The following is a 23,025-nucleotide window of genomic DNA, read 5'->3' as shown; positions in this document are numbered from 1 at the left end:
TGATAAAGGAGGAGTTTTCTATGCAATCATATATCCGACACCGTCGTTTGCGAGCAAGCGAGCAGATCCGCCGCATGGTTCGTGAACATCACGTTCATGTTGAGGATCTGATTTATCCGATTTTCGTGGTGGAAGGGGAAAATATCAAACAAGAAGTTCCTTCGATGCCTGAGGTTTACCATTATTCCCTGGACCGGCTGCATGAGGAGATGGACGAGCTGGTCCGGCTGGGCATTTCTTCTGTCATCATTTTTGGGGTGCCGGCTGAAAAGGATGAACGGGGGAGCTCTGCAGATGATGAACAGGGAATCGTGCAAAAAGCGATTCGCTATATCAAAGAAAAGTATCCTTCCATTTACGTGATCGCCGACACCTGTCTGTGCCAGTACACTTCGCATGGTCATTGCGGTATCGTAGAAAACGGAGTGATCGTCAATGACGCTTCATTGACGCGGCTCGTCTCAACCGCTGTTTCCCAGGCCCGGGCGGGTGCTGATATGATCGCTCCGTCCAACATGATGGACGGTTTTGTTTACGAGATTCGTAAAGGATTGGATGAAGCCGGGTTTTCCCATATTCCAATCATGTCTTATGCCGTCAAGTACGCCTCAAGCTTTTACGGACCTTTCCGGGATGCGGCTCATTCCACACCGCAGTTTGGCGACCGCCGGACCTATCAGATGGACCCGGCCAATGTACGAGAGGCGATGCGGGAAGCGGCCTCTGATGTGGCCGAAGGTGCGGACATGCTGATTGTCAAACCGGGGCTTCCTTATCTCGATGTCATGGTGCGTGTGCGGGAGCGTTTTGACTTGCCAGTTGTCGCTTACAACGTGAGCGGTGAGTATTCCATGGTCAAAGCGGCTGCACTCAATGGCTGGATTGATGAAAAGCAGGTAGTGACCGAATCGATGCTGGCATTCAAACGGGCCGGGGCAGATCTGATTATCACGTACCATGCCAAAGATCTGGCCCGCTGGCTAAAAGGGGGAGAATAAGATGCCCGTCAAAACGATGGATGAACTGGATAAAGAGATCCTGAACCAACTCCAGGAAGGTGTGGAACTGGTTCCTGAGCCGTTTAAAGCAGTGGCCGAAACCTTGGGGACAGACGAAGAAACGGTTTTGTCGCGTGTCCGTGAGTTGAAAAAGGATACCATACGCCAAATTTCCGCCATTTTTGACACCCGTACACTCGGCTACAAGTCCAGCTTGGTTGCTGCAAAAGTACGGGAGGAACACCTGGATGAAGCGGCCCGCATCATTAATCAGCATCCCGGGGTTACCCATAACTATAAGCGAAACCACGAGTATAATCTCTGGTTTACCATTGCTGTACCTCCGAACAGCCGCATCGGTCTCGAAAAAACAGTGGAACTGTTGGGCAAGTTGGCCGGCGTTGAGGTGATTCGCCTGATGCCAACGCTGAAATTGTTCAAGATCGGGGTTCAGCTCGACATGACCGGCAAACAGGATGGAACGAAAGCAAAAGCAAAACCGAGCTATAATGAGGAAGACCGGAAAAAAGCGGATAAAGTGATCACCGATTTTGACATTGCCGTGATTCGCGAATTGCAAAAAGATCTCCCTGTTCAATCACGCCCCTTTGATCTTTACGCACAAAATTTGGGACTTTCAACGGAAGAACTGTTGGACGCGGCTAAAAAAATGCTTGAACGGAAGCAGATGCGCCGCTTCGCCGCCATTCTCAATCACCGCAAGGCCGGGTTTCGCTTTAACGGCATGGGGGTTTGGGCGGTTCCGGAAGACCGTGCCGATGAAATTGGCCCGGTGATGGCTTCCTTTAAAGCCGTCAGCCATTGCTATCTGCGTCCGACTTATCCGGATTGGCCGTATTCGATTTTCACCATGGTGCATGGCCGGACCTTGGAAGAATGCGAAAAAATCTTGCAGGCGATTGAGGACGAAACCGGAATTACCGAACGTGCGACGCTATATTCGACCAAAGAATACAAAAAGACCCGGCTTCAGTATTTCACACCGGATATGGATGAGTGGGAAGAGCGTGTGATTCGGGAACAAAAAATAGAGGCTTAACCCGGCCTCAACAGATTGGTGTCAGCAGCCCCGCAGCGATTGCACGGGGCTCTTTTTTTACGCTGAAATCTCCACCACGCCCAGAAAAGCTGCACTTCCGGTGGCCTCGATGCGATTGATCTCTCTGGACGTCAGCCTTCGTGGCACGAAAATGAACGAAGACGTCAGATCATTAAAAATGGGCCCGACAAAAGGAACCGATCTTGATCCAAAAAATACTTGTCTTCTGCCCGAGTAGTTTACGTCTTCCCACAGAACTAGGGTTAAGCTGCCCGGATTATTCGGGTTGGACATGCGAAAGCTGGACAGGAGATCGTTAAAGGCAAATGCATTCATATTGCGGACCGCGACTCCGCGCCGCCGGAAGCGGATTCGCCTTCCGGAAAAATTGGCATCTTGAAACAGTTCAAGTGAAAGGCGGGCCTGTTGGATGTTCAAAGGTTTTTTCGGAGAAGCCGGCTTTGCGGTTGGTAATTCGCCGGATGGCTTTTTGCTGATCCTCATTCTTTTTGCTCCTTTTCTATAAAAATGTTTTTCTTTGTTAAAATATGAAATAGAATGATCAATTGTATGGTTCATCATAATACTTGATAGAAAACATTTTCCAGAATCAGCTGATTCCATCCGGTATTTGTTAGAAAAAATTTGCTTCCGTTTCATGTGGAAATCAACAGTATGCGTTAAAATAAGGAATGAATGATTCGGTACATATTTTTGAAGAAGGTTGTGATGGTGGATGCAGAAGCGTTTTGACCGTTCCATCGCCGATTATCGCGAAGCGGTGCAGGTCATCCCCGGTGGGGTGAACAGCCCGGTGCGGGCATTTCGGTCGGTGGAGATGAACCCGATTTTTATAGAGCGTGCGTTCGGTTCCCGCATGGTGGACGTGGACGGCAATGAATATATTGATTACATCGCCTCGTGGGGTCCGTTGATTCTGGGACATGCACATCCCAAAGTGATTCAGGCCATCAAGGATACGGCGGAAAAAGGAACCAGTTTCGGTGCGCCGACCGAATTGGAAACGGCGATGGCCAAACTGGTGACAGAGCGGATGCCCTCTGTCGATATCGTGCGCATGGTAAACTCGGGAACAGAGGCAACGATGAGCGCAATCCGCCTGGCTCGTGCCTATACCGGGCGGAATAAAATTCTCAAATTTGAAGGAAGCTATCATGGTCATTCGGACAGCTTATTGATCAAGGCGGGTTCAGGGGTGGCCACGCTCGGCTTGCCTGACAGTCCCGGCGTGCCGGAAAATACGGCGCAACACACCCTGACTGTTCCCTACAACGATTTAAACAGTGTCAAGCTGGCTTTTGAAAAGTTTGGCGAGGAAGTGGCTGCGGTCATAATGGAACCGGTTGCCGGAAATATGGGGGTTGTTCCTCCTCTCCCCGGCTTTTTGGAAGGAGTGCGGGAGATTACCGAGCAATATGGGGCCCTCCTCATTTTCGACGAAGTGATGACCGGTTTTCGCGTCGATTACCATTCGGCACAAGGAAGATTCAACATCCTGCCTGATCTGACCACGATGGGAAAAGTGATCGGCGGAGGATTACCTGTGGGCGCTTACGGCGGAAAAAGGGAGATCATGGAACAAATCGCTCCGACCGGCCCTGTTTATCAAGCGGGAACGCTTTCCGGCAATCCGCTGGCGATGGCGGCCGGCTATGCCACGTTGACAGAGATGACGCCGGATGCTTATCAGGAACTGGAGCGAAAAGGGCGGATTTTGGAAGAAGGGTTGCGCAAAAATGCAGAAGAAGCGGGAATCCCTGCCCATATCAACCGAGTTGGATCGATGGTCTGCCTCTTTTTCACAGGGGAAAAGGTGGTTAACTACGAAACTGCAAAAACGGCTGATACGAAGCGTTTTGCCGAGTATTTCCGCCATATGGTGGATGAAGGGGTGCTGATCCCCCCGTCCCAGTTTGAAGGGATGTTTATCTCGACGGCCCACACCGAAGAGGATTTGAACCGGACACTGGAAGCGAATCGCAATGCCTTGAAAAAGCTGAAAAAGTAAAGAGAAACTTTGGTTCAACAACCCTGGCGGCAAACAGCTGCCGGGGTCTTCTTTATTTCGGAGTTTGCGGCCGGATGCAGTGGATCTTCTGTTTTTTGATCATCTTGTTCTTTTTTTGGCCCTTTAAAAGTGATAACCTTCGTTCCCATGCATATAGTTAAGTAACGTCCAAAACCTATGACTATCCCGAATAGAAAGGGAACAGCTTTTGTTAAGGAGGGATTTGCCGTGGAAAACCGCTTTACCCAACTTCGCTTTGATATCTCCGAAAAAGTGAGATTGCAACCGCAGCAACCGGGAATGAATACCCTCCTGGAACTGGACCTGTACCCTGATGTCGAGATCAAAGATGAGGGCCAACATTTAAAAATTCAAGGGTATCTGCGTCTTAACGGAATGTATATCCCGCAGCAGGAGGGGGAAGTGGAAGGACCTGATCACACCGGGTTACATACAGAAGCGTTTTTGTACGAAGAGGAACATCGCAGTGAACTCGCCTACGTGATTCCTGTTGAGATCACATTGCCGGCGGATCGGGCTGAACAGGCTCACATCTCGGCGGAGGTCGAATCGTTTGATTATCAAGTTCTGTCCCCGTTTGAATTGCAAATTGAAGCTATCCTCATGATAGACGGTTTGCTGCCGGATCCAAATGAGGAGGCAGAAAAAGCCGGTTCCCATGAGGAGCGCGAGATGGATGACACTGTCCCGGAATTTTCCGGCGCTCCCGTACGGCCGATCAGTATCCAAAGTGAGGAAGAAGGGGATGTGGAGCCTGAACCGGAAGTCGTGTCACGAGCCAGGGAGCAGGACGAAGAAAATACTTCCGGAAAGAGGGTGAACAGGGAACAGGGAGAGGAAGCCGAAGAGGAACCCGAAGCCAAAGTCCTTCCGCATGAAGTTCCCGAAACGGAGGAAAAGCGAGCACAACGGGAACCGGAGCCGGCGGGAAAAGAAAGTGGGAAAAAGAAGACAGCGGAAGAGAAAGAAACAGCTTTCCCGAAGGAGACGGTTGGCCGAAAAGAAACGGTTCCCGAACAAAAAGAAGTTTCAACGGAGGAGAAAACGAAGGAAAAACAACGGACGGAACCGGAACGACAGACAATTTTTGCGCAATCGCCGCGGGAATTTTGGGAAGAGCGGCAAAAGGAAAACCAGTTTGAGGAAGTCTTTGAAACGGAAGTCGAAGAAGAGCTGAATTCAGGCGGGGAAGCGCCGGAAACCGATCAGGAAAACAAAAAGCAGACTGATTGGATTCGCTGGTTGGTCGGCAATAAAGAAGAACAATTTGTCGGCCTGAAGATCGTGATCGTGCAAAGAGATGAGACAATTGACCATGTGGCGGCCCGGTATGATGTGGCTGTGAGCCAATTGATGAAACTGAATCAATTGCAGACGGACCGCCTGGAAGAAGGGCAAATCCTCTATGTGCCCGATTATGCGAAAAAACAAACGACTTAAGGAGGAGGACAGGTGATGAACCGGGCACCGCTTGCAAGAGAAAATGCGTTAGCCGAGGTATTAAGCAAGTATGGATGGGAACCCGCCTATGTTCAATATACCGGACGGGTGTGGAAAGTGGTGATGCCCGAGGGGGAGTATGCTTTAAAAAATTCGCGGGCGCCGCGTGAAAAACTGCTGCTTCTCCATCAAATGCTGGAACAGGTGCGGGAAGAGGGATTCCCCCATCTGCTGCCCTGGGTGAAGAACAGGGATAATGAGCCGGTTGTGCAGGTGGGGAACGAAGTTTGGTATGCAACCCCCTGGAAAGATGGAGGAGAAGCCGGACCGCCCTCACCGACAGAAACCGTTCAGGCGTTGGCACAGTTGCACAGCCTGACCGAACCGCTCATCGAACGCTATCCGGAACTGCCGAAGCGGATCAGCCGGGATTTTATCCAAAAATGGAAGGAAAAGAAGAACCAGTTGTCGGAATATCTCGAAACGGTGGAAAAAAGGGAATTTGCTTCTCCGTTTGACCAGTCGTTCCGGAACCTGAAAGAGCGGCTGGACGATACCTTTTCTTTTGCCATTCGCGGCCTGGAGCGGTTTGTGGAGACGGATGACGGCGCTCTGCCCCGCTATGCCCTGTGTCACCGCCGGATGCATGACAGTAACCTGGTTTGGGATGATGAACAGTTTTATTTTATCGATTTTGACCATGCCCAGGTGGAATCGCCGGTACGGGATCTGGCTTTGGCAATCCAGCGCTTTACTTCCGACAGGGATGTGAGCGAAACACCGCATGACCTGCTCCAAGCGTATGAAAATTCCTATTTGTTAAAACCAAAGGAGAAGCGCCTGTTGGCTTTATATTTGTCGTACCCGGAACGGATGATGAAAACACTCAAATTGTATTATGAAACTCTCCGTCTGTCACAAACCGAAGCGCAAACCGTACAGAGACTGGAGGCGGAAGTCAGGCAAATGGAACAGCTCCAGGATCTGGTCAGACAATTGTGGCCGGGGCAAAAGAAGAATGAAGAAAACAAATCGGCAACGGCTGCCGTACCTGTGCGCACCGGCAAAAAGAAAGGAAAAGGAAAACGCAAGTCTTAATCCGGGAACTCCCGGTTTTTTATTTTTTGTAATAGTTTGCGCAATGCTTTTAATGGTAAACTAAGTGCGAGTACCCAGAACAGGACTTCCAACATAAAGACCGCTCCTCACCCGTCAAGTGATCAGAAATGGAATGAACTTGGATTTGCCTGGGATTTTGCCCGGAAGCAGAAGTTGATTATGGAAAAAAGTGTTTCCTTTATGCAAATGTTATGCGCAATAAGTGGCGTTTGCTTGTTTTTTTGGCTTATTTTGAAGAAATACTGGACAGATGTGTACGAAAAGTAGAGAATAAGAATATGCTGAAGGGTAAATATATTGGATACTGACAGGAAGGGGTTTAGTCTCTTGAGTTTGGTTAAAACTGTGGTAAGAAAAGCATACCGGGGAGTAATATTTTTATCATTTCTCAGTATCCTTTTGCTATGCACTGTATTGCTATTGGCGTTTTTGGCTGATCCGGCAGCCATGTATGACTTCATCAAGCATACATTCGGGTTGAAAAATTAACCTCCCTTGGCCGTGCGGGTGCGGTTTCTGACTGGCCTCATCTTTTATTCGGCGACACGTTCGCCGTTTTTTACTTGGGTTTGACTTGGATCAAAAAAACGGTGTAATATAATAAAACAAATCATGCGATTCAAAGCTGTGAAAGGGAAGAGTAGATGGATCTGACCCGTTCAGAGAAAGAAACCCTCCGGCTGAAAGGTTTCTTCGGGAAAACCGTCGAATGTCGCCCTCGAGCTGGCCTTCTGAAGGATTGATCTGTGTAGGAAGGTCCGGAACCGGCCGTTATCCGGTCAAAGTGCACTGTTCAGAGCGAATTTGATCAGTGAACAAAGGTGGTACCGCGAAAATTCCTTTCGTCCTTTGCCGGGCGAAAGGTTTTTTTATTTTACAGAAGAATGGAGGAAATGGTATGAGTGAAACGGTGACCAGTAACTTGCCTTCCGCGTATGATCCGAAACAGACGGAAGCGAAATGGTACGATTACTGGCTGAAGGGAGAGTATTTCAAAGCGGGGAGCGATCAGAGGAAAAAACCCTTTACCATTGTGATTCCCCCGCCAAATGTGACGGGAAACTTGCACATCGGCCATGCGCTCAACAACACTCTCCAGGATATCTTGATCCGTTTTAAGCGCATGCAGGGATTTGATGCCTTGTGGCTGCCGGGCATGGATCATGCCGGAATCGCCACCCAGGCGCGGGTTGAAGCGAAACTGCGCGAACAAGGAATCAGTCGTCACGACTTGGGGCGGGAAAAATTTTTGGATGTGGTTTGGAAATGGAAAGAAGAGTATGCGGACAATATCGCCCGCCAATGGAGAAAAATGGGGATCTCCGTCGATTACAGCCGGGAACGGTTCACGCTTGACGAGGGATTGTCCGTGGCGGTTAAGGAAGTGTTTGTCCGCCTGTATGAAAAGGGCCTGATCTACCGGGGCAAGTACATCATCAACTGGGATCCGGTCGCACGCACGGCTTTGTCGGATATTGAGGTGATCTACAAAGAAGTCAAAGGTGCTTTGTATCATCTCAAATATCCGCTGAAGGACGGTTCCGGCTATATCCGCGTGGCGACCACCCGCCCGGAAACAATGCTCGGTGATACGGCGGTCGCAGTTCACCCCGAGGATGAACGCTATCAACACCTTATCGGAAAAACCGTCCTGCTTCCGATCACCGGCCGCGAAATTCCGATTATCGCCGACGAATATGTTGATCCGGAATTCGGCAGCGGGGCAGTAAAAATTACGCCGGCCCATGACCCGAATGACTTTGAAGTAGGAAACCGGCACAAACTTCCGCAAATTCTCGTCATGGATGAAACAGGCAAAATGAATGAGCTGGCAGGAAAATATCAAGGGATGGACCGCTTTGACTGCCGCAAGCAAATTGTCGAAGATCTCAAACAGTCCGGCCATCTGATCGAGATTGAAGAACATGTGCACTCGGTCGGCCACAGCGAGCGTTCGGGAGCCGTAGTCGAGCCTTACCTCTCGACGCAATGGTTTGTGGCGATGAAGCCGCTTGCCAAACGGGCGATTGAAGTGCAAAAAAGCGGCCGGGGGGTTCGCTTTGTACCGGAGCGTTTTGAAAAAATTTACCTGCACTGGATCGAAAATGTACGCGACTGGTGCATTTCCCGGCAATTGTGGTGGGGACATCGCATTCCGGCCTGGTATTGCGATTCCTGCGGCGAAATGACCGTCGCCCGGGATGAGCCAAAAGCATGTCCCAAGTGCCAGGGCACGAGCCTGAGACAGGATGAGGATGTGCTCGACACCTGGTTCAGCTCCGCCCTGTGGCCGTTTTCCACGCTGGGTTGGCCGCAGGAAACAGAGGATTTGAAACGGTATTACCCGACGGATGTGCTGGTGACCGGGTATGATATTATCTATTTCTGGGTTGCGCGCATGATCTTTTCAGCGTTGGAGTTTACGAACCGGATTCCGTTCCGCGATGTGCTGATAACCGGTTTGGTCCGGGATGCTGAAGGTCGCAAAATGTCCAAATCGCTGGGCAACGGCGTTGATCCGATGGATGTAATTGAAAAGTACGGCGCCGATGCGATGCGCTACATGCTCTCCACCGGCTGCACACCGGGAAATGATCAACGCTTCCGCTGGGAGCGCGTGGAAGCGGCACGTAACTTTGCCAATAAAATTTGGAACGCGTCTCGCTTTGCGCTGATGCATCTGGAAGGAATCAAAGCGGAGGACTTAAAGCTGACGTGTCCTTTCTCCACTGCCGATCAATGGATCATGCACCGCTTGAACGAAACGATCGCTGAAGTGACGCGTTTGTTGGATCGTTACGATTTTGGTGAGGCGGGCCGCGCCCTGTATAATTTCATTTGGGATGAATTCTGCGATTGGTATATTGAATTTGCCAAACTTCCGCTTTACGGAGAGGATGAGGAGGCAAAACGGGTTACCCGTTCGGTGCTGGTTTATGTGCTTGATCAGGCGCTCCGTCTGCTTCATCCGATGATGCCGTTTATTACGGAAGAGATCTGGCAGCATCTGCCGGTCAAAGGTGAAAGCATTACTGTGGCCGATTGGCCGAAAGCGGATGATTCTTATGCCAATGCTGAAGCGGTGAAGGAGATGCAGGTGCTGATCGAAGCGATCCGGGCTGTGCGCAATATTCGCGCGGAGATGGAAGTGGCGCCCAAACACCAAGTGGAGCTGCTGGTGCGCCCCGATGCTGATGTGACGCCCGCTTTTGAACGGAATGAAGCTGCGATCAAGCGCTTGGGCGGAGTAAGCCATTTGACGGTCGATCCGGCTTTGCCCCGACCGGAAAAAACGATGACGGCCGTGATTACCGGTGCGGAATTGTTCCTGCCGCTGGCCGGCTTGGTTGATGTCGGGCAAACCATCGAACGCTTGAATGCCGAGCTGAAGAAATTGAATGCTGAAGTGGAACGGGTGGAGAAAAAATTGGCAAACCCCGGCTTCGTCAATAAAGCGCCGGCTCATGTGGTGGAAGGTGAGCGTAAAAAAGGCGAAGAATACAGGGAAAAACGTGAAAAGGTATTGGCCAGGTTAAGGGAACTCCAAGGATGAGATTCGGCGGGGCAGGCGTTTTCCTGCCCTCGCTTCCTTTGTTTGTTGACGGCAGCCTGATTAATAGGCAAAATGGACACAGTGAGCAGTTTTCTTACATAATCCATCAAAAACCAAAACGAAAGGGGAGAAAAACATGCAGGTAAATGAGGGATTTGTCACAGCAGCCGATGTCTTTGCCTGGATGGACCAACATTGCACCCAGGCGATCCAACCGGGACTCGGGCGGATGGAATGGATGCTCGAACGGCTCGGATCACCGGAAAAACGCTGCAAATTCATTCACATTGCTGGAACGAACGGCAAAGGCTCCGTCGCAGCGATGGTCGATTCGGTTCTGCGGGAAGCAGGTTATCCGGTCGGATTATTTATCTCCCCCTATGTCACATCGTGGAATGAACGGATCCAGTTTAACGGAGAACCGATCCCGGAAGCTTCCTTTGTCCATTGGGCCAACCAACTGAAACCACTTGTTGAAGAAATGGGCAAAACGGGACCCGGTGCGCCATCCCCTTTTGAATTCTGGACTGTGCTGGCGATTTGTTTCTTTGCCAAAGAGGCGTTTCCGTGGTTTATCGTGTGGGAAACCGGACTCGGCGGCCGCCTTGATTCGACCAATGTCGTTTATCCATTGGTTTCCGTCATCACGCGAATCGGAATGGATCACAAGGAATGGCTGGGTGACACTTTGACCGCAATCGCACGGGAAAAAGCAGGAATCATCAAACCGGGGGTTCCCGTCGTCTGCAGTCCTCAGGTTGAAGAAGCTCTCGCCGTGATCCGGGAAGAGGCGAAACGGAAAAAAAGCCGCCTGTATGAATGGGGGCCAGATTACCGGGTGATCCCGGGAAAATGGAGCTCAAGCGAACAATCCTTTGATTTTCAAGGGATTTACCGGACACTTTCCAACTTGTCCATCCCTCTGCTCGGAGAGCATCAGCTTTATAACGCCGCGACGGCATTAATGACGCTGGAAGTGCTCAGACAGGCCTATGCGACGGTGATCGATCCCGAGCATTTTGTGACCGGGTTGCAACGTGTCCGCTGGCCGGGCCGGTTTGAAAAAGTGGCCGATTCGCCCGCTGTCATTCTCGACGGTGCGCATAACCTGGACGGAGTCAAAGCACTGGTGCAGGCGGTAAAAAGACACGAACCTGGCAACGGCCGTTTGTTTTTGCTCCTGGCGATGATGAAGGACAAGCAAGTAACTGAAATGTTGGAAGTTTTGGCAGAGGAAGCGGATGTGGTGGTCGCAACGGAGGTAAAGGGACAGGCGCGGTCGCTCGCTGCCGGTGAATTGGCCGGGCTGCTCAAGAAAGTGAAGCCGGAGCTGACTGTTCATGCAGAGGATGACGCGCTGGCCGGGTTGCGCCTTGTGAAAGAGCAGATGAATGAAAATGATGTTTGTGTGATCACGGGATCGCTCTTTTTGGTCTCCCAATTGCGGCCTCTTCTGAACTGAAATGACACTGAATAAAGATCTAAATAAAGGTTGGTGGTTGACGTGGAAAAAAAGCAGAAGGTGCACTTTGTGGGAATCGGCGGCTATGGCATGAGTGCGATTGCCAGGGTGTTGCTCGATTTGGGATATGAAGTATCCGGTTCGGATGTGGCTGAAAATGCGTTGGTGCAAAAATTGATCGAACGGGGAGCGCGGGTGACGATCGGTCATCATGAGGATTTGGTTGAGGGGGCAGACCTCGTCGTCTATTCATCGAGTATTTCGGAAGATAATGTAGAGCGCATCGCAGCCAAAAAGCGGGGAATTGAAGTGATTCACCGCTCGCAGATGCTGGCGCGCCTTCTGAATGATAAAAAGGGGATCGCGGTTGCGGGGGCTCACGGAAAAACGACCACTTCCTCCATGATCGCCCAAACGTTGGAACTGCTCCAAGTGGACCCGACCTATATCATCGGCGGGGAAATCGTCAGTTTAAAAGGAAATGCCAAGGCGGGGAGAAGCGATTACGTGGTGGCGGAAGCGGATGAAAGCGACGGCTCGTTTCTGGAATATTATCCGCATCTGGCGATCGTCACCAATATCGAACCCGATCATTTGGAAAACTACGGCGGGGATTTTGCCAATCTGAAAAAGGCATACCGCTCGTTTTTAAAGCAAGTCCGTCCGGAAGGCGCGGCGATTTTGTGCTATGATGATCCCCATCTCAGGGAAATGGCGGAAGATGTGGGAGGCCGTTTGCTCAGCTATGCCATCGATCATCCGGCCGACTTCACCGCGCGAAATATTCGGGAAAACTTGCGGGAGATCAGTTTTACGGTAGTCAAAGGGGAAGAAGAGTTAGGGGAAGTCACCTTGCGCATCCCGGGGCGCCACAATGTTTCCAATGCATTGGCCGCCATTATCGCCTGCCTGGAAGCCGGCTGTGAGTTTTCTTCAATTGCTAAAGCGCTTTACCAATTTCAAGGGGCAAAAAGACGTTTCCAAGTAATCGGTGAAGTGGACGATATTTTGGTTGTCGACGATTATGCGCACCATCCGACCGAAATCGAGGCGACATTAAAAGGGGTAAAAGCGCTGGGCCGCCGTGTGATCGCCGTTTTCCAGCCGCAGCGTTACTCCCGGACTCACCTCTTGTTCAATGAGTTCAGCCGTGCCTTTGCTCATGCCGATGAAGTGATCATTAACACCATTTATGCTCCTCCGGGGGAAAAACCGATCCCGGGTGTTTCGGCAGAGAGATTGGCGGCGCTGATTAAACAAAACAGCAATCCCAATACACAGTTTATCGCTACCAAAGAAGAGGTTGTTTCATATCTGCTGCAGCATGCGAAACCCGGAGACCTGGTGATGACGATGGGGGCCGGTGACATTTGGCGTGTTTCGCATGCACTTGTACCGGAACTTGAAAAGCAAAGCGTAAAATAGGGATGAACTTATCGATATTTTATTTCTTTACGGGCGAGAAAACCTCTGGCTTCAGCTGGGGATGGGAGTGAGCGTCAGGCAGGAGGGGTTTTCACCCCTCTCGCAAGCCTGACCATCTCTTGCCCTCACTTTTGCCGCCGATTTCTTGACTTGACTGTTTCGTTAACCGATGAGCAGGCATTTTCATTTCCGGAAAAGTGCGAAGTCTCATGAAGTGGAAAGGCGGGATTTTTCTGCCGCCACCGGTCGAAATACATCGGGGGAAAAGCTTGGTTTAACCCCTTTGTGAACTGAATGGCTGTCCCTTTTATGCGAACTCAAGATTTAGATTTATTAGTGAATTTACGGCTGGAGGCGATTTGGATGGAGAAATGGAAACGGGTTGGCTTTGCGCTCATCGGTTTTCTTGTGCTCACCGTAACCGGTTGCTCGGAAGCTGCTCAGGAACAGCCGGAACCGGAAACATCGGCGCAGGCCTCATCGTCAAATGACGTGTCCGCACTCCATTGGCAAGTTCATGACTTTTCCTTTACTGACCAATCGGGCAAACCATTTGGCTTAAAGGATTTAAAAGGCAAAATCTGGTTGGCTGATTTTGTTTTTACCAACTGCCCCAATGTTTGTCCGCCAATGACAGCCAATATGGCCAAAGTGCAAGACGCGTTTAAAAAGGCCGGCGTTCCGATCGAACTGGTTTCATTCAGTGTTGATCCTGAGCATGATCAGCCAAAAGTGTTGCAAACGTATGCCGAAAAATATGATGCGGATTTAAGCCATTGGCATTTTTTGACCGGCTATTCATTCAGTCAGATCGCGAAAATGGCCAAGGATACATTTAAGGGACCGGTAGCCCGGCAAAAAGGACCTTCGCCGGATATGCCGGTTTTGGTCACCCATCCGACCCAATTTTACCTGATTGATGAATCCGGCACGGTCGTAAGGTATTATAATGGATTGCAGCCTGATCTGCAGCAAATGATCAAGGATGTACAAGCTTTGACAAAGAAATAGGCCGCCGCCGAGAACGCCCCTTTGCCTGTCGCTTGACCGCGGCAGTTTTTTTGTATGAAGCGCACCGCGGCCCGGAGTGTGGGAGGGTAGGGAGTTACACAGCCCTCCCTGGCTCATTTCGGCATTCATTTCCGGGACGGTCCCAAAAGAAAAGAATGTTTATTTTTGCGGCGGCACACTCCGTTTTTTCAGCCCGGCCATGATCATTGACAGAATCAGGCCATAAGCGAGAAACAAAAGGGTTCCGGCGAACGAAAGCCAATGGAAACCGGCAATCACCATGGTTAAAATCAGCGCTTGCATCCCCGAAAGAACGGTGCCGATTCGTGCCAGACTGTTCTTAAAAGCAGCCTTCGGCAAGGGATACAGTTTCAGTGCAGCCGGATAGCTGTTTGCATCTATCAGCGCAGGCAATTGGGAAAAAAGCATCAGGCTCGCTGCCAGGTAGATGCCGAAGATCACCCAGGGATTGGGGAAGAGCGCCATCATGATGATCGCCCAGAGAAGCAGCCGGAAAAAGACAGCGTACAATTCGCTTTTGCGGAAGAAATGACGCCAGTAGAGATAGAGAAGCGGGTTTTTCCGATAATTGGTGAAACGGTCTGCTATCCGCACCCAGATATGGCGGCGCCTGATCGGTTGCTGGACAGCAGGAAGGTCCACAAACCAGCCGGCCCAATGATAATATCTCGCCAATAAACGCTGTTCCTGTTTTTTCAGTTCATCCCAAGGTAAAGGAAACGCTGGGGTGACGGCCACCTGTCCGAGCCAGACCCCGGCCATGATGCAGAAAAGAACAAGCAGCCCGACCCACTGGCGATCCATGGACGCTTCAGTCCATAAAAAATTGAGAAGAAAGCGCAGAAAGGCGATTCCCCTGATTTTACGGCGGCTCCATTTGCACAAAAGGCGCATGCTTTGCCATTCGATGAGCACATTGAGGATTTGTGCTAGGCTCAGCAAAGCAAAAAGGAGCCAGAGCGGTGAGCGATCTTCTGGTGCTCCCGCCGCCAGAAGCGGAGAGAGGAGCAGTAGGGCAAGTGCCAGATGAATGATGTGAACAAGCGAACTGTAGCATAAGCTGGCGCGAAAGTATCCGTTCATCTTTGTTTCTGCCGGAAGCAAAAAAACGGGATCGGCCGGTTTGATCCAAGTGCGGATGCGGCTGGATGTCAAGAGCAGGGAAAGAACCAGTCCGGTGAGCAAACCGGCGGGAAAGGAGGAGGGCATCCATTCCAAAAAACGCTTGTACCCGAAATACAACCCGATGAGGACGACTCCGGCAAACAAGGGGGTTCCTCCTCCCCCTGCCACGAGCCGGATGATGCCGATCGCTTTCAGCCATGACTGCTGCATGCGCTGATAAAACAGTGCTGTGCTGTCCAGATTCATGTGCGTTCTGCCACCTCTATAAACAGATCTGCCAGTGAGGCAGATGGTCTCTGTGTTTGTTTCTGCCATTCGGCAAGGGTTCCGGTAAAGTGAATGCGTCCGTGATGAAGGATGACAAAACGGTCGCATGTTTTTTCTGCGGTCTCCAAAATGTGAGTCGACATCAAGATGCCCATCCCTTCCTTCCTCCCTTGCTGCAAAAGATCGAGCAAGGCATGAATTGCCAATGGGTCGAGACCGATAAACGGCTCATCGACGATCAGATATCGCGGATGGATGAGAAAAGCGCTGAGCAGCATGATTTTTTGCTGCATCCCTTTGGAAAATGTGTTCGGAAACCAGTTTTTCGCTTTCTGCATGCGAAAACGTTCCAGCAATTCTTCAGCGCGTTCCTTGAACAAAGCCCGGTCAAGCTGATAAACCTTCGCCGTCAGTTCCAGGTGCTCCCATAATGTGAGTTCATCGTAAAACTGCGGAGTTTCAGGAATCCAGGCGATTTTCGAGCGGAAAGAGACCGGGTCCTCGTTTAATGTCTTCCCGTCCAAGGTCACTTTTCCCGACACAGGGGTGAGCAAACCCAAAATATGCTTGATCGTCGTACTTTTGCCGGCACCGTTTAAACCGATCAACCCGACAATTTCTCCGGGGGAAACAGAAAAGCTTAGATCGTGAATCACGGGAAAGGATTTGGCGTAGCCTCCGGTTAAATTTTGAATGGATAGCATGTTGAACTCCTTTGTGATCTTTTTACTTGTACTTTACTGTTGTCTTCAGGCGGAATCAAACTATTTTTTGTCCGGCTTTTCATACAGGGAAATTTATCATAAAATAGTGAAAAATGGGAGAAGAGGGGATTGCTTTGTTTATTGCGGAATGGGTTCAACTGGGAATCGACCTGGCTGCATCCGATCTGCACTTTGCCGCCGGGGAGCGGCCTCGCGCCAAAATAAACGGCAGTTGGGAATGGTTGAGCGACAGGGAATGTCCCCCCCGACCAACTGTACGCTTTTGTGCAGGCAACTGCAAATCTGCCCGGGCCGGAATCGTTGGCGGAACATAAGGAATATGACTTTTCCTTTTCCGTCGGAGCCGTCCGGGTGCGCGCCCATTTTTACCAGCAGAGGGGAACGGCGGCATTGGCGCTGCGCCTTTTGCCCGAGAGGATACCGGTACCCGAAGAATTGGGACTTCCCCCTGTTCTGACAGAGCTGATTCATAAAAAGAGGGGGCTTTTGCTGGTTACCGGGCCGACCGGAAGCGGAAAGTCAACGACGATCGCTTCGCTCGTACAGTATCTGAATCAGGAGGAATCGCTCCATATCGTCACCCTGGAGGATCCGATCGAATTTGAGCATCATTCCCTGCGGTCGCTTGTCGTGCAACGGGAGATTGGAGTGGATGTACATACTTTTTCCAGCGGGATGGTTTCTTCCCTGCGGCAAAACCCCGATTTGATCGTCATTGGGGAAATGCGGGAGCGCATGGCGATGGAAGCGGCCCTCCACGCAGCGGAAGCGGGCAGTATGGTGTTTGCTTCCCTCCATGCCGCCGATGCGATTGGTGCCGTGCATCGCCTGGTGAACAGCTTTTCACCGGAGCGTCATTCTCTGATTCGGGTGCAGCTGTCGGCCTGTTTGCCGGCCATTCTCGCCCAGCGGTTAATTCCGGGCCGTGGCTGGCGCGACCATGTGGTTGCCTGTGAACTGTTAATCAATAACCGGGCAGTTGCCCATCTGCTGCGCTCCGGGCAGGAGCACCAGCTTGATTCCGTCATGCAGTCGGGACAAGCCTGTGGAATGCAGACGATGGAGATGGCTTTGACCCACTTGGTGCAAAAGGGATTGACTGAAGCGGAGTGGGTGTTAAACGTGGGACAGATCCCCCATGTTTGATTGGAAAATCGGCGCGATGCTTGTGGTCAGCGCACTCATTTCCATGATTCTCCCTCCGTTGGCCAGCTGGTCGATCAGGCGGAAGCGCGAAGGAGGAACCCTTTTTCGCTATTCCAAAACGGTATGGGGTCTGCAAGCAGGTTTTAGTCTCTTTTTTACGTGGCTGGTGGGAATGCGTGAGGGAACGTCAGCGGAGGGATGGGTCAGCTTGGTGCTGATGTGGTTGTTGATCCTGCTTTCCCTGACCGATTTGCAAGCGATGGTGCTCCCCAATTTGTTCACTTACAGCGGAACCGTTCTCTTTGCCGCGGTTCGGATTTGGGTGCATCCCATGCCCTATGGCAACTATCTTTGTGCCTCAGCTCTCGCCTATCTCTGTTGCCTGATCATCAGCAAATGCACTGGCGGGATGGGGATGGGTGATGCCAAATTGCTGGCGATGTCGGGCTGGGTTGTCGGGTGGCCTGAGATTTTTCTCGCTTTTTGGCTCGCGACGTGGAGCGCGCTTTTTTGCGCCGTTTGCCATGCGCTGCTCTTCAAGCGGAGGAGTTGGGGTGATCCGCTGCCGTTTGCTCCCCACCTGGCCATCGGTGTCATCATTGCCCTGTTGTGGGGCGACGGCTGGATCCATTTTTTGCTCTCCTTCAGGATACTAGAATAGTAGAGCGCACATGAACGGGAAGATTGTTCTTTTTTGACGGTTCTATCCCCTCTATGAACTCATAAGCTATATTAACAGAATAGAAAAAAGGGGCGGATTGATATGGGGACAAGCAAATCTTCCCGCCATGTGCACGGTACGGGAATCAAGGTAAAAGTCCAGGGAAAACCAATTTCACCGGCAAAAAAGGATCATGCCTTGCCGGCACAGCCCAGTGATGAAATCTTGAGCAAATCTGGAAGGGGAGTGGTGCCGCTCTCACCGGCCATCAGGCATGCGGGGAGGTCAGGGGAGACATCACGACCCGGATGGCAGGGCAATTTCACACAAACAGAAAAAGAAACGAAAAAGAGCATATTCCGATTGCACGGAAGAGCCGAAACGGGGCATTCGGAACCCGGTCAGGGGCCGATCCGGCAAAATCAAAAGGAGAAGGCGGATCAGTGGCGTCGCTGGTGGGAAAAGGCCGAAGCGGTTGCCTGGAATAATTGGCTTTTGGAAGGGCATAAACCAGGCAACGTAATTGACTGGGGAGCACCGGGAAAACCTTTTGCGCGCCGACAGACGGGGCAGGGCCGGTTTTCCGCGCATATCGGACAGATTTTGCTTTCCATCGGCGGAGCGGTCTTGATCGGGACGGCCATGGGCATTTCCGTCATGCACCTGTTTTTTTCGGAAAATCCCGTGCATTCAACGCGTTCGATTGATGACCATTTGACGGTGCCGGCAAAACAACAAAGCGAGTCAGGTCAGAAGGAATCGGCAGTCAAGGAAATGACGGCCCTTCCAGGATTGCGGGCGGTCATGCTCCAGGCCGGGAACTACAGCGCGAAAAACGGGGCGATGAAAACCGTTCAAAACTACCGTGCGGAAGGGCTGGCCGCAGTGATGTCGGAGAGTTCGCCCTACCGGATTTTTATGGGGGTGGCCCCCAACCGGGATGATGCTCTGAAGCTTTCCGCCATCTATCAAAAACAGGATGTACCCGTTTATTTAAAAGAGATGAATGTACAGGGGAACATGGAGAAATCAGACACGGCAGAGACGCTTTCAAAGGCGTTAAATAAAGGGAATCGTTTGTTTCAGCAGCTGAACGCGGTCACGATTCGCGATATCCGGGCTGATCCAGGTGCCCAAACACCTGCTATTGCTTTTAACAGCGACTGGATCGACCAGTACCGTCAATTTGTTCTTGAGTGCCAAACGGTGCAAAAGGGATTGCCGCAGCCGGCCCGCGAGTCGCTTGGCAAAATGTTTCAGGCTTTGGATCAAGCCATGCAGAGCGCCGAGCAAGCGGAAAAAAATCCTAATCAAGCTTTGCTGTGGCAGGTTCAGGAAGGTTTGGTCCGCTATATGGTGAACTATGAACAATTGATTAAAGATTTAAATTGAACAAAAATTTTGCCGGGGCAAATAGCCTAAATTTGTGACAAACGCATGTCAATTGCTTGTTGATCGGACCCTCATTTGATAAACTGTAAGTGATCTTCTCATGGTTGGCACCTTAAACCGAAGGTGCTTTTTTCCTTATCAGGAAAGCTCCCCATTGAACGGGGGATTCTCACCCTCCTGATTTTTAATTTCCCTTTTGTTGTTTTAGGTAGGTGGCGAAGAAATGCAACCAGAGTTGGTGCTGGCCTCCGGCTCTCCGCGCAGAAGAGAGCTGCTGGCCTTGTTTGGAGTCGATTTTCGTGTGCAAACAAGCCATGTGGATGAAACAGTTGATCACCGTCTTCCCCCTGGCACAATCGTTGAAGAATTAGCTCTGCGCAAGGCGAGAGCAGTGGCCGCTGAGTGTGATGATGCACTGGTGATCGGCGGAGATACGATTGTCGTTCATAACGGGGAGATCCTGGGCAAACCATGCGATGAAGATGAGGCAAAAAAGATGCTTTCCCGTTTGCAGGGAACCGATCATCAAGTTTATTCGGGGATTGCCCTCGTCCGCGTTCGGGCGGGTGCGCAAGTGGAAGAAAAAACGGCTCACCGTATGACAAGAGTGTGGATGCGGCCGTTATCTCCCGAAAAAATAGCTTGGTATGTAGGCACAAAAGAGCCTTTGGATAAAGCGGGAGCATACGGGATTCAAGGACGGGGAGCCCGCCTTGTCGATAAGATCGAAGGTTGTTATTTCAATGTGGTGGGATTGTCCATCCCCCTGTTGGATCAAATGCTGGAAGAAATGGGTTTTCACTCTGTGTAATTGATGGTCTGATCAGCTGACACCTCTGCCGTTTTGCTACTTTGTCGGATCCGGCCATTCACCAGGGTGAAATAGCAGGCAGAGGAGGAATGGAACGTTAATGGAGAAAATGGAACGTGCCTACGTTTTGCTGAGCGACGTGCCGGAGGAAGAGCGGCCGCGTGAGCGGATGTTGCGTTTGGGGCCTCAGCATTTGTCCAATGCCGAGCTGATCGCGCTGTTGTTGCGGACAGGCAGCACAGGTGAGTCTGTGGTGGCCCTGGTGCACAGGGTATTGGTCAAAACAGACGGTTTGAAAGGGCTTGCGCAAACTTCGCTCCAGGAGTTGATGAAAATCCACGGCATCGGTCTGGCAAAGGCGGTTCAGCTGATGGCAGGCGTAGAGCTTGGCCAGCGCATCTCGCGTTTATCGCCTGATGTCATACGTTCCCCTGAAGATGTTGCGCAATATGTGATGGATGAATTGCGCTTTGCCAAACAAGAGCATTTTGTTTGCCTGTTTTTGGATACAAAACATCAAGTGATATGCAAAAAATGCGTTTTTAAAGGAAGTCTGAACGCCTCGCTTGTTCATCCGCGCGAAATTTTTCTTGAGGCGATTCGCTCCAGCTCCGCAGCTGTCATCTGTATACATAATCATCCGAGCGGGGATCCGACTCCGAGCACGGAGGATATTCATGTGACTGAGCGACTGATCGAGGCGGGGCAGCTTCTGGGAATCGAGGTACTGGATCACGTGATCATCGGAGATCAACGATTTTTCAGTCTGCGTGAACATGGGCTGATTTCCTAGCATATCCTTGTGACGACAATAGAAATGTGACAAATGGGAAGGAGGGCCGGACGTGTTTGGAAGTTTTGTGAAAGATATGGGAATTGACCTTGGGACGGCCAATACGTTGGTATATGTGAAAGGACAGGGAATTGTGGTGAGGGAGCCTTCAGTTGTGGCCATTGAGCTGGGAACTGAAGAGATCAAAGCGGTCGGGAATGCAGCCAAATCGATGATCGGGCGCACCCCGGGAAACATCGTTGCCATCCGTCCCATGAAAGACGGGGTCATTGCCGATTACAATACGACTGCGACGATGCTCGAGTATTTTATCAAACAAGCGATCGACCAAAAGATGATTTTGCCGAGAAAACCCAATGTGATGGTTTGCATTCCATCCGGAGTCACGCCGGTAGAGAAGCGGGCGGTGGAGCAAGCGACGATCCGGGCGGGGGCAAAAGAGGCTTATACGATCGAAGAGCCTTTTGCCGCAGCGATCGGAGCGGGCTTGCCCGTATGGGAACCGACCGGCAGCATGGTCGTGGACATCGGTGGAGGAACGACGGAAGTTGCCGTCATCTCGCTCGGCGGCATTGTCACCAGCCATTCCTTGCGCGTGGCGGGGGATAAGATGGATGAAGCGATCATCCAGTACATCAGGAGAAAACATAATCTGCTGATCGGTGAAAGAACGGCGGAGACGCTGAAAATGGAAATCGGGGCAGCGATTCCGCCGGAGGAAGATCTCACCCGGGAGATCAAGGGCAGGGACCTGATTACGGGCTTGCCGAGAATGATTGAGATTACCTCTCGGGAGATTGCAGAGGCTCTGTCTGAAACGGTTAACGATATTATCAACGCCGTGAAACAAACCCTTGAAGAGACTCCGCCGGAACTGTCCGCCGACATTTTGGACCGGGGGATCATGTTGACCGGAGGCGGAGCATTGTTGCGCCGGCTGGATGAACGGCTGAGACAGGAGACGCACATGCCGGTGACGGTGGCGGAGAATGCCCTGGATTGCGTCGTCATCGGTACGGGAGCGGCATTGGACCATATCGACATGTTTAAACCGAGATCCAATTCATCGTACCGCTCCCGTCGCAGACCGTTCTGATGGAGGCGTTCTCTTCATGAAACGAAATATGACCCAGCGCATATTTATCATCGTGATTTCGGTTGTCCTTTTGTTTATTTCCGCGGGCATGACCAAAGGGGACGGCGATATTCTCGCGGGACCGGAAGGTTGGATCCAAAATGGCGCCGGATGGATTGAAGGGGTATTTTACACTCCGTTCAGCGGGCTGTTCGCCGATGGAAAAGGAACGAAAAGCGCCTCTTCCCCGTCGGTTGAAGAATTGAAGTTAAGGGCGCGTGTCAATGAACTGACGAAGGAAAATCAAGAATTAAAAGAGATGCTGGATTATAAAACTGAGAATCGTCTGGAATCGATCCAGGCCCGTGTCGTTTACCGCAGCCCGGACCGTTTCAGTAACCGGGTGGTGATTAACCGGGGGACTGATGATGGGGTGCGTCCCAAAATGCCGGTGGTCACCCCGCAAGGACTCATCGGCCGGGTTCAAACCGCAACCAGCCACATGGCGAACATTCAGTTGTTGACCGATTCGGGAGACGGGCCGGGCATTGCGGCGGTGGTTCAAACGGATAAAGGAGAAGTTCTGGGGATTATCGAAGGATACGATGAACAAAAACGCCGTCTGATCATGAAGAAAGTACCCGTGACGGCTGCTCCCAAAAAGGGGCAAATCATCGTTACCTCCCGTTTGTCGGACATTTATCCGGGCGGCATTTTGATCGGCACGGTGGATGCAGTGACGATGAATGAGAGCCAGGTGGAACAGGTTGTCTACATCAAACCGTCCGCATCCTTTGAACAATTGGATTATGTTGCGGTTGTAAAAGATCCGGAAAAACTGCAACTCAAATCGATGCAAAAATAAACAATGCATTTTATGGAGGGGAATGC

The 23,025-nt window shown here is 51.2% G+C and carries 20 protein-coding genes and 1 other annotated feature; of the genes, 17 read left to right on the top strand and 3 right to left on the bottom strand.

Annotated features, from left to right (window positions below):
- The first annotated feature begins 20 nt into the window (after positions 1-20).
- Positions 21-998 carry a porphobilinogen synthase gene (hemB, locus tag JG50_RS0101010; RefSeq protein WP_033099236.1) on the top strand — a complete coding sequence of 326 codons (978 nt, stop codon included), beginning with the start codon at positions 21-23 and terminating at the stop codon, positions 996-998.
- A 1-nt stretch (position 999) separates the two neighbouring features.
- Positions 1,000-2,058, top strand: coding sequence for a siroheme decarboxylase subunit alpha (gene ahbA / locus JG50_RS0101005; protein ID WP_033099235.1), 1,059 nt, complete (start codon positions 1,000-1,002; stop codon positions 2,056-2,058).
- Between the two features lie 57 nt (positions 2,059-2,115).
- Here the strand turns inward: ahbA and JG50_RS0101000 are convergent, their stop codons facing one another.
- Positions 2,116-2,562, bottom strand: a complete 447-nt coding sequence (locus tag JG50_RS0101000; protein ID WP_232330886.1) for a hypothetical protein — start codon at positions 2,560-2,562, stop codon at positions 2,116-2,118.
- A 232-nt stretch (positions 2,563-2,794) separates the two neighbouring features.
- On the opposite strand from JG50_RS0101000, the gene hemL reads away from it, so the two are divergent.
- The 7 genes from hemL to JG50_RS0100960 all read left to right on the top strand — a co-directional run bounded on the left by hemL (position 2,795) and on the right by JG50_RS0100960 (position 14,118).
- Positions 2,795-4,087: a glutamate-1-semialdehyde 2,1-aminomutase gene (gene hemL, locus JG50_RS0100995; RefSeq protein WP_033099234.1), complete on the top strand. Its 1,293-nt coding sequence runs from the start codon at positions 2,795-2,797 to the stop codon at positions 4,085-4,087.
- A gap of 228 nt (positions 4,088-4,315) precedes the next feature.
- Complete coding sequence (locus JG50_RS0100990) at positions 4,316-5,548, top strand: LysM peptidoglycan-binding domain-containing protein (protein WP_033099233.1); 1,233 nt, start codon at positions 4,316-4,318, stop codon at positions 5,546-5,548.
- A gap of 15 nt (positions 5,549-5,563) precedes the next feature.
- Positions 5,564-6,646 carry a phosphotransferase gene (locus JG50_RS0100985; protein ID WP_033099232.1) on the top strand — a complete coding sequence of 361 codons (1,083 nt, stop codon included), beginning with the start codon at positions 5,564-5,566 and terminating at the stop codon, positions 6,644-6,646.
- 639 nt (positions 6,647-7,285) lie between these two features.
- Positions 7,286-7,520, top strand: a binding site (T-box leader).
- A 45-nt stretch (positions 7,521-7,565) separates the two neighbouring features.
- A complete protein-coding gene (locus JG50_RS0100975; protein ID WP_033099230.1) occupies positions 7,566-10,220 on the top strand; it encodes a valine--tRNA ligase in 2,655 nt (884 codons plus the stop codon).
- A gap of 136 nt (positions 10,221-10,356) precedes the next feature.
- A complete protein-coding gene (locus tag JG50_RS0100970; RefSeq protein WP_033099229.1) occupies positions 10,357-11,682 on the top strand; it encodes a bifunctional folylpolyglutamate synthase/dihydrofolate synthase in 1,326 nt (441 codons plus the stop codon).
- A gap of 42 nt (positions 11,683-11,724) precedes the next feature.
- Complete coding sequence (gene murC / locus JG50_RS0100965) at positions 11,725-13,107, top strand: UDP-N-acetylmuramate--L-alanine ligase (protein WP_033099228.1); 1,383 nt, start codon at positions 11,725-11,727, stop codon at positions 13,105-13,107.
- Positions 13,108-13,470: 363 nt separating this feature from the next.
- Complete coding sequence (locus JG50_RS0100960) at positions 13,471-14,118, top strand: SCO family protein (protein WP_033099227.1); 648 nt, start codon at positions 13,471-13,473, stop codon at positions 14,116-14,118.
- 159 nt (positions 14,119-14,277) lie between these two features.
- Here JG50_RS0100960 and JG50_RS0100955 read toward each other — a convergent pair whose 3' ends face one another.
- Both JG50_RS0100955 and JG50_RS0100950 read right to left on the bottom strand, forming a co-directional pair.
- Positions 14,278-15,510, bottom strand: coding sequence for an ABC transporter permease (locus JG50_RS0100955; protein WP_033099226.1), 1,233 nt, complete (start codon positions 15,508-15,510; stop codon positions 14,278-14,280).
- Positions 15,507-16,235 carry an ABC transporter ATP-binding protein gene (locus JG50_RS0100950; RefSeq protein WP_033099225.1) on the bottom strand — a complete coding sequence of 243 codons (729 nt, stop codon included), beginning with the start codon at positions 16,233-16,235 and terminating at the stop codon, positions 15,507-15,509. Before JG50_RS0100950 ends, JG50_RS0100955 begins: the two co-directional genes overlap by 4 nt.
- A 134-nt stretch (positions 16,236-16,369) precedes the next feature.
- Between JG50_RS0100950 and JG50_RS19630 the strand changes: the two genes are divergently transcribed.
- From JG50_RS19630 to mreC, 8 genes are all read left to right on the top strand, one after another.
- The gene (locus tag JG50_RS19630; protein ID WP_152568449.1) at positions 16,370-16,570 is read left to right on the top strand and encodes a hypothetical protein; all 201 of its coding nucleotides are present in this window, start codon (positions 16,370-16,372) and stop codon (positions 16,568-16,570) included.
- Positions 16,557-17,402 carry a type IV pilus twitching motility protein PilT gene (locus tag JG50_RS0100945; protein ID WP_160173776.1) on the top strand — a complete coding sequence of 282 codons (846 nt, stop codon included), beginning with the start codon at positions 16,557-16,559 and terminating at the stop codon, positions 17,400-17,402. Before JG50_RS19630 ends, JG50_RS0100945 begins: the two co-directional genes overlap by 14 nt.
- Entirely contained in the window at positions 17,395-18,063 is a 669-nt protein-coding gene (locus JG50_RS0100940; RefSeq protein ID WP_033099224.1) for a prepilin peptidase, read from the top strand. The genes JG50_RS0100945 and JG50_RS0100940 overlap by 8 nt, the downstream gene beginning before the upstream one ends.
- A gap of 102 nt (positions 18,064-18,165) precedes the next feature.
- Positions 18,166-19,455, top strand: a complete 1,290-nt coding sequence (locus JG50_RS0100935) for an SPOR domain-containing protein (RefSeq protein ID WP_033099223.1) — start codon at positions 18,166-18,168, stop codon at positions 19,453-19,455.
- 223 nt (positions 19,456-19,678) lie between these two features.
- Complete coding sequence (locus JG50_RS0100930; RefSeq protein ID WP_033099222.1) at positions 19,679-20,266, top strand: Maf family protein; 588 nt, start codon at positions 19,679-19,681, stop codon at positions 20,264-20,266.
- Positions 20,267-20,375: 109 nt separating this feature from the next.
- On the top strand, positions 20,376-21,059 hold the full coding sequence (radC, locus tag JG50_RS0100925; protein ID WP_033099360.1) for a RadC family protein: 684 nt from the start codon (positions 20,376-20,378) through the stop codon (positions 21,057-21,059).
- 52 nt (positions 21,060-21,111) lie between these two features.
- The gene (locus tag JG50_RS0100920) at positions 21,112-22,155 is read left to right on the top strand and encodes a rod shape-determining protein (RefSeq protein WP_033099221.1); all 1,044 of its coding nucleotides are present in this window, start codon (positions 21,112-21,114) and stop codon (positions 22,153-22,155) included.
- Positions 22,156-22,171: 16 nt separating this feature from the next.
- Positions 22,172-22,999, top strand: a complete 828-nt coding sequence (mreC, locus tag JG50_RS0100915; RefSeq protein WP_033099220.1) for a rod shape-determining protein MreC — start codon at positions 22,172-22,174, stop codon at positions 22,997-22,999.
- Positions 23,000-23,025 lie beyond the last annotated feature (26 nt).

The organism is Thermoactinomyces daqus (genome assembly GCF_000763315.1).
In the GTDB taxonomy this organism is placed as follows: domain Bacteria; phylum Bacillota; class Bacilli; order Thermoactinomycetales; family Thermoactinomycetaceae; genus Thermoactinomyces_A; species Thermoactinomyces_A daqus.
The sequence above is the reverse complement of the archived record's forward strand: the minus strand, read 5'-3'. Positions and strand labels throughout refer to the sequence as shown.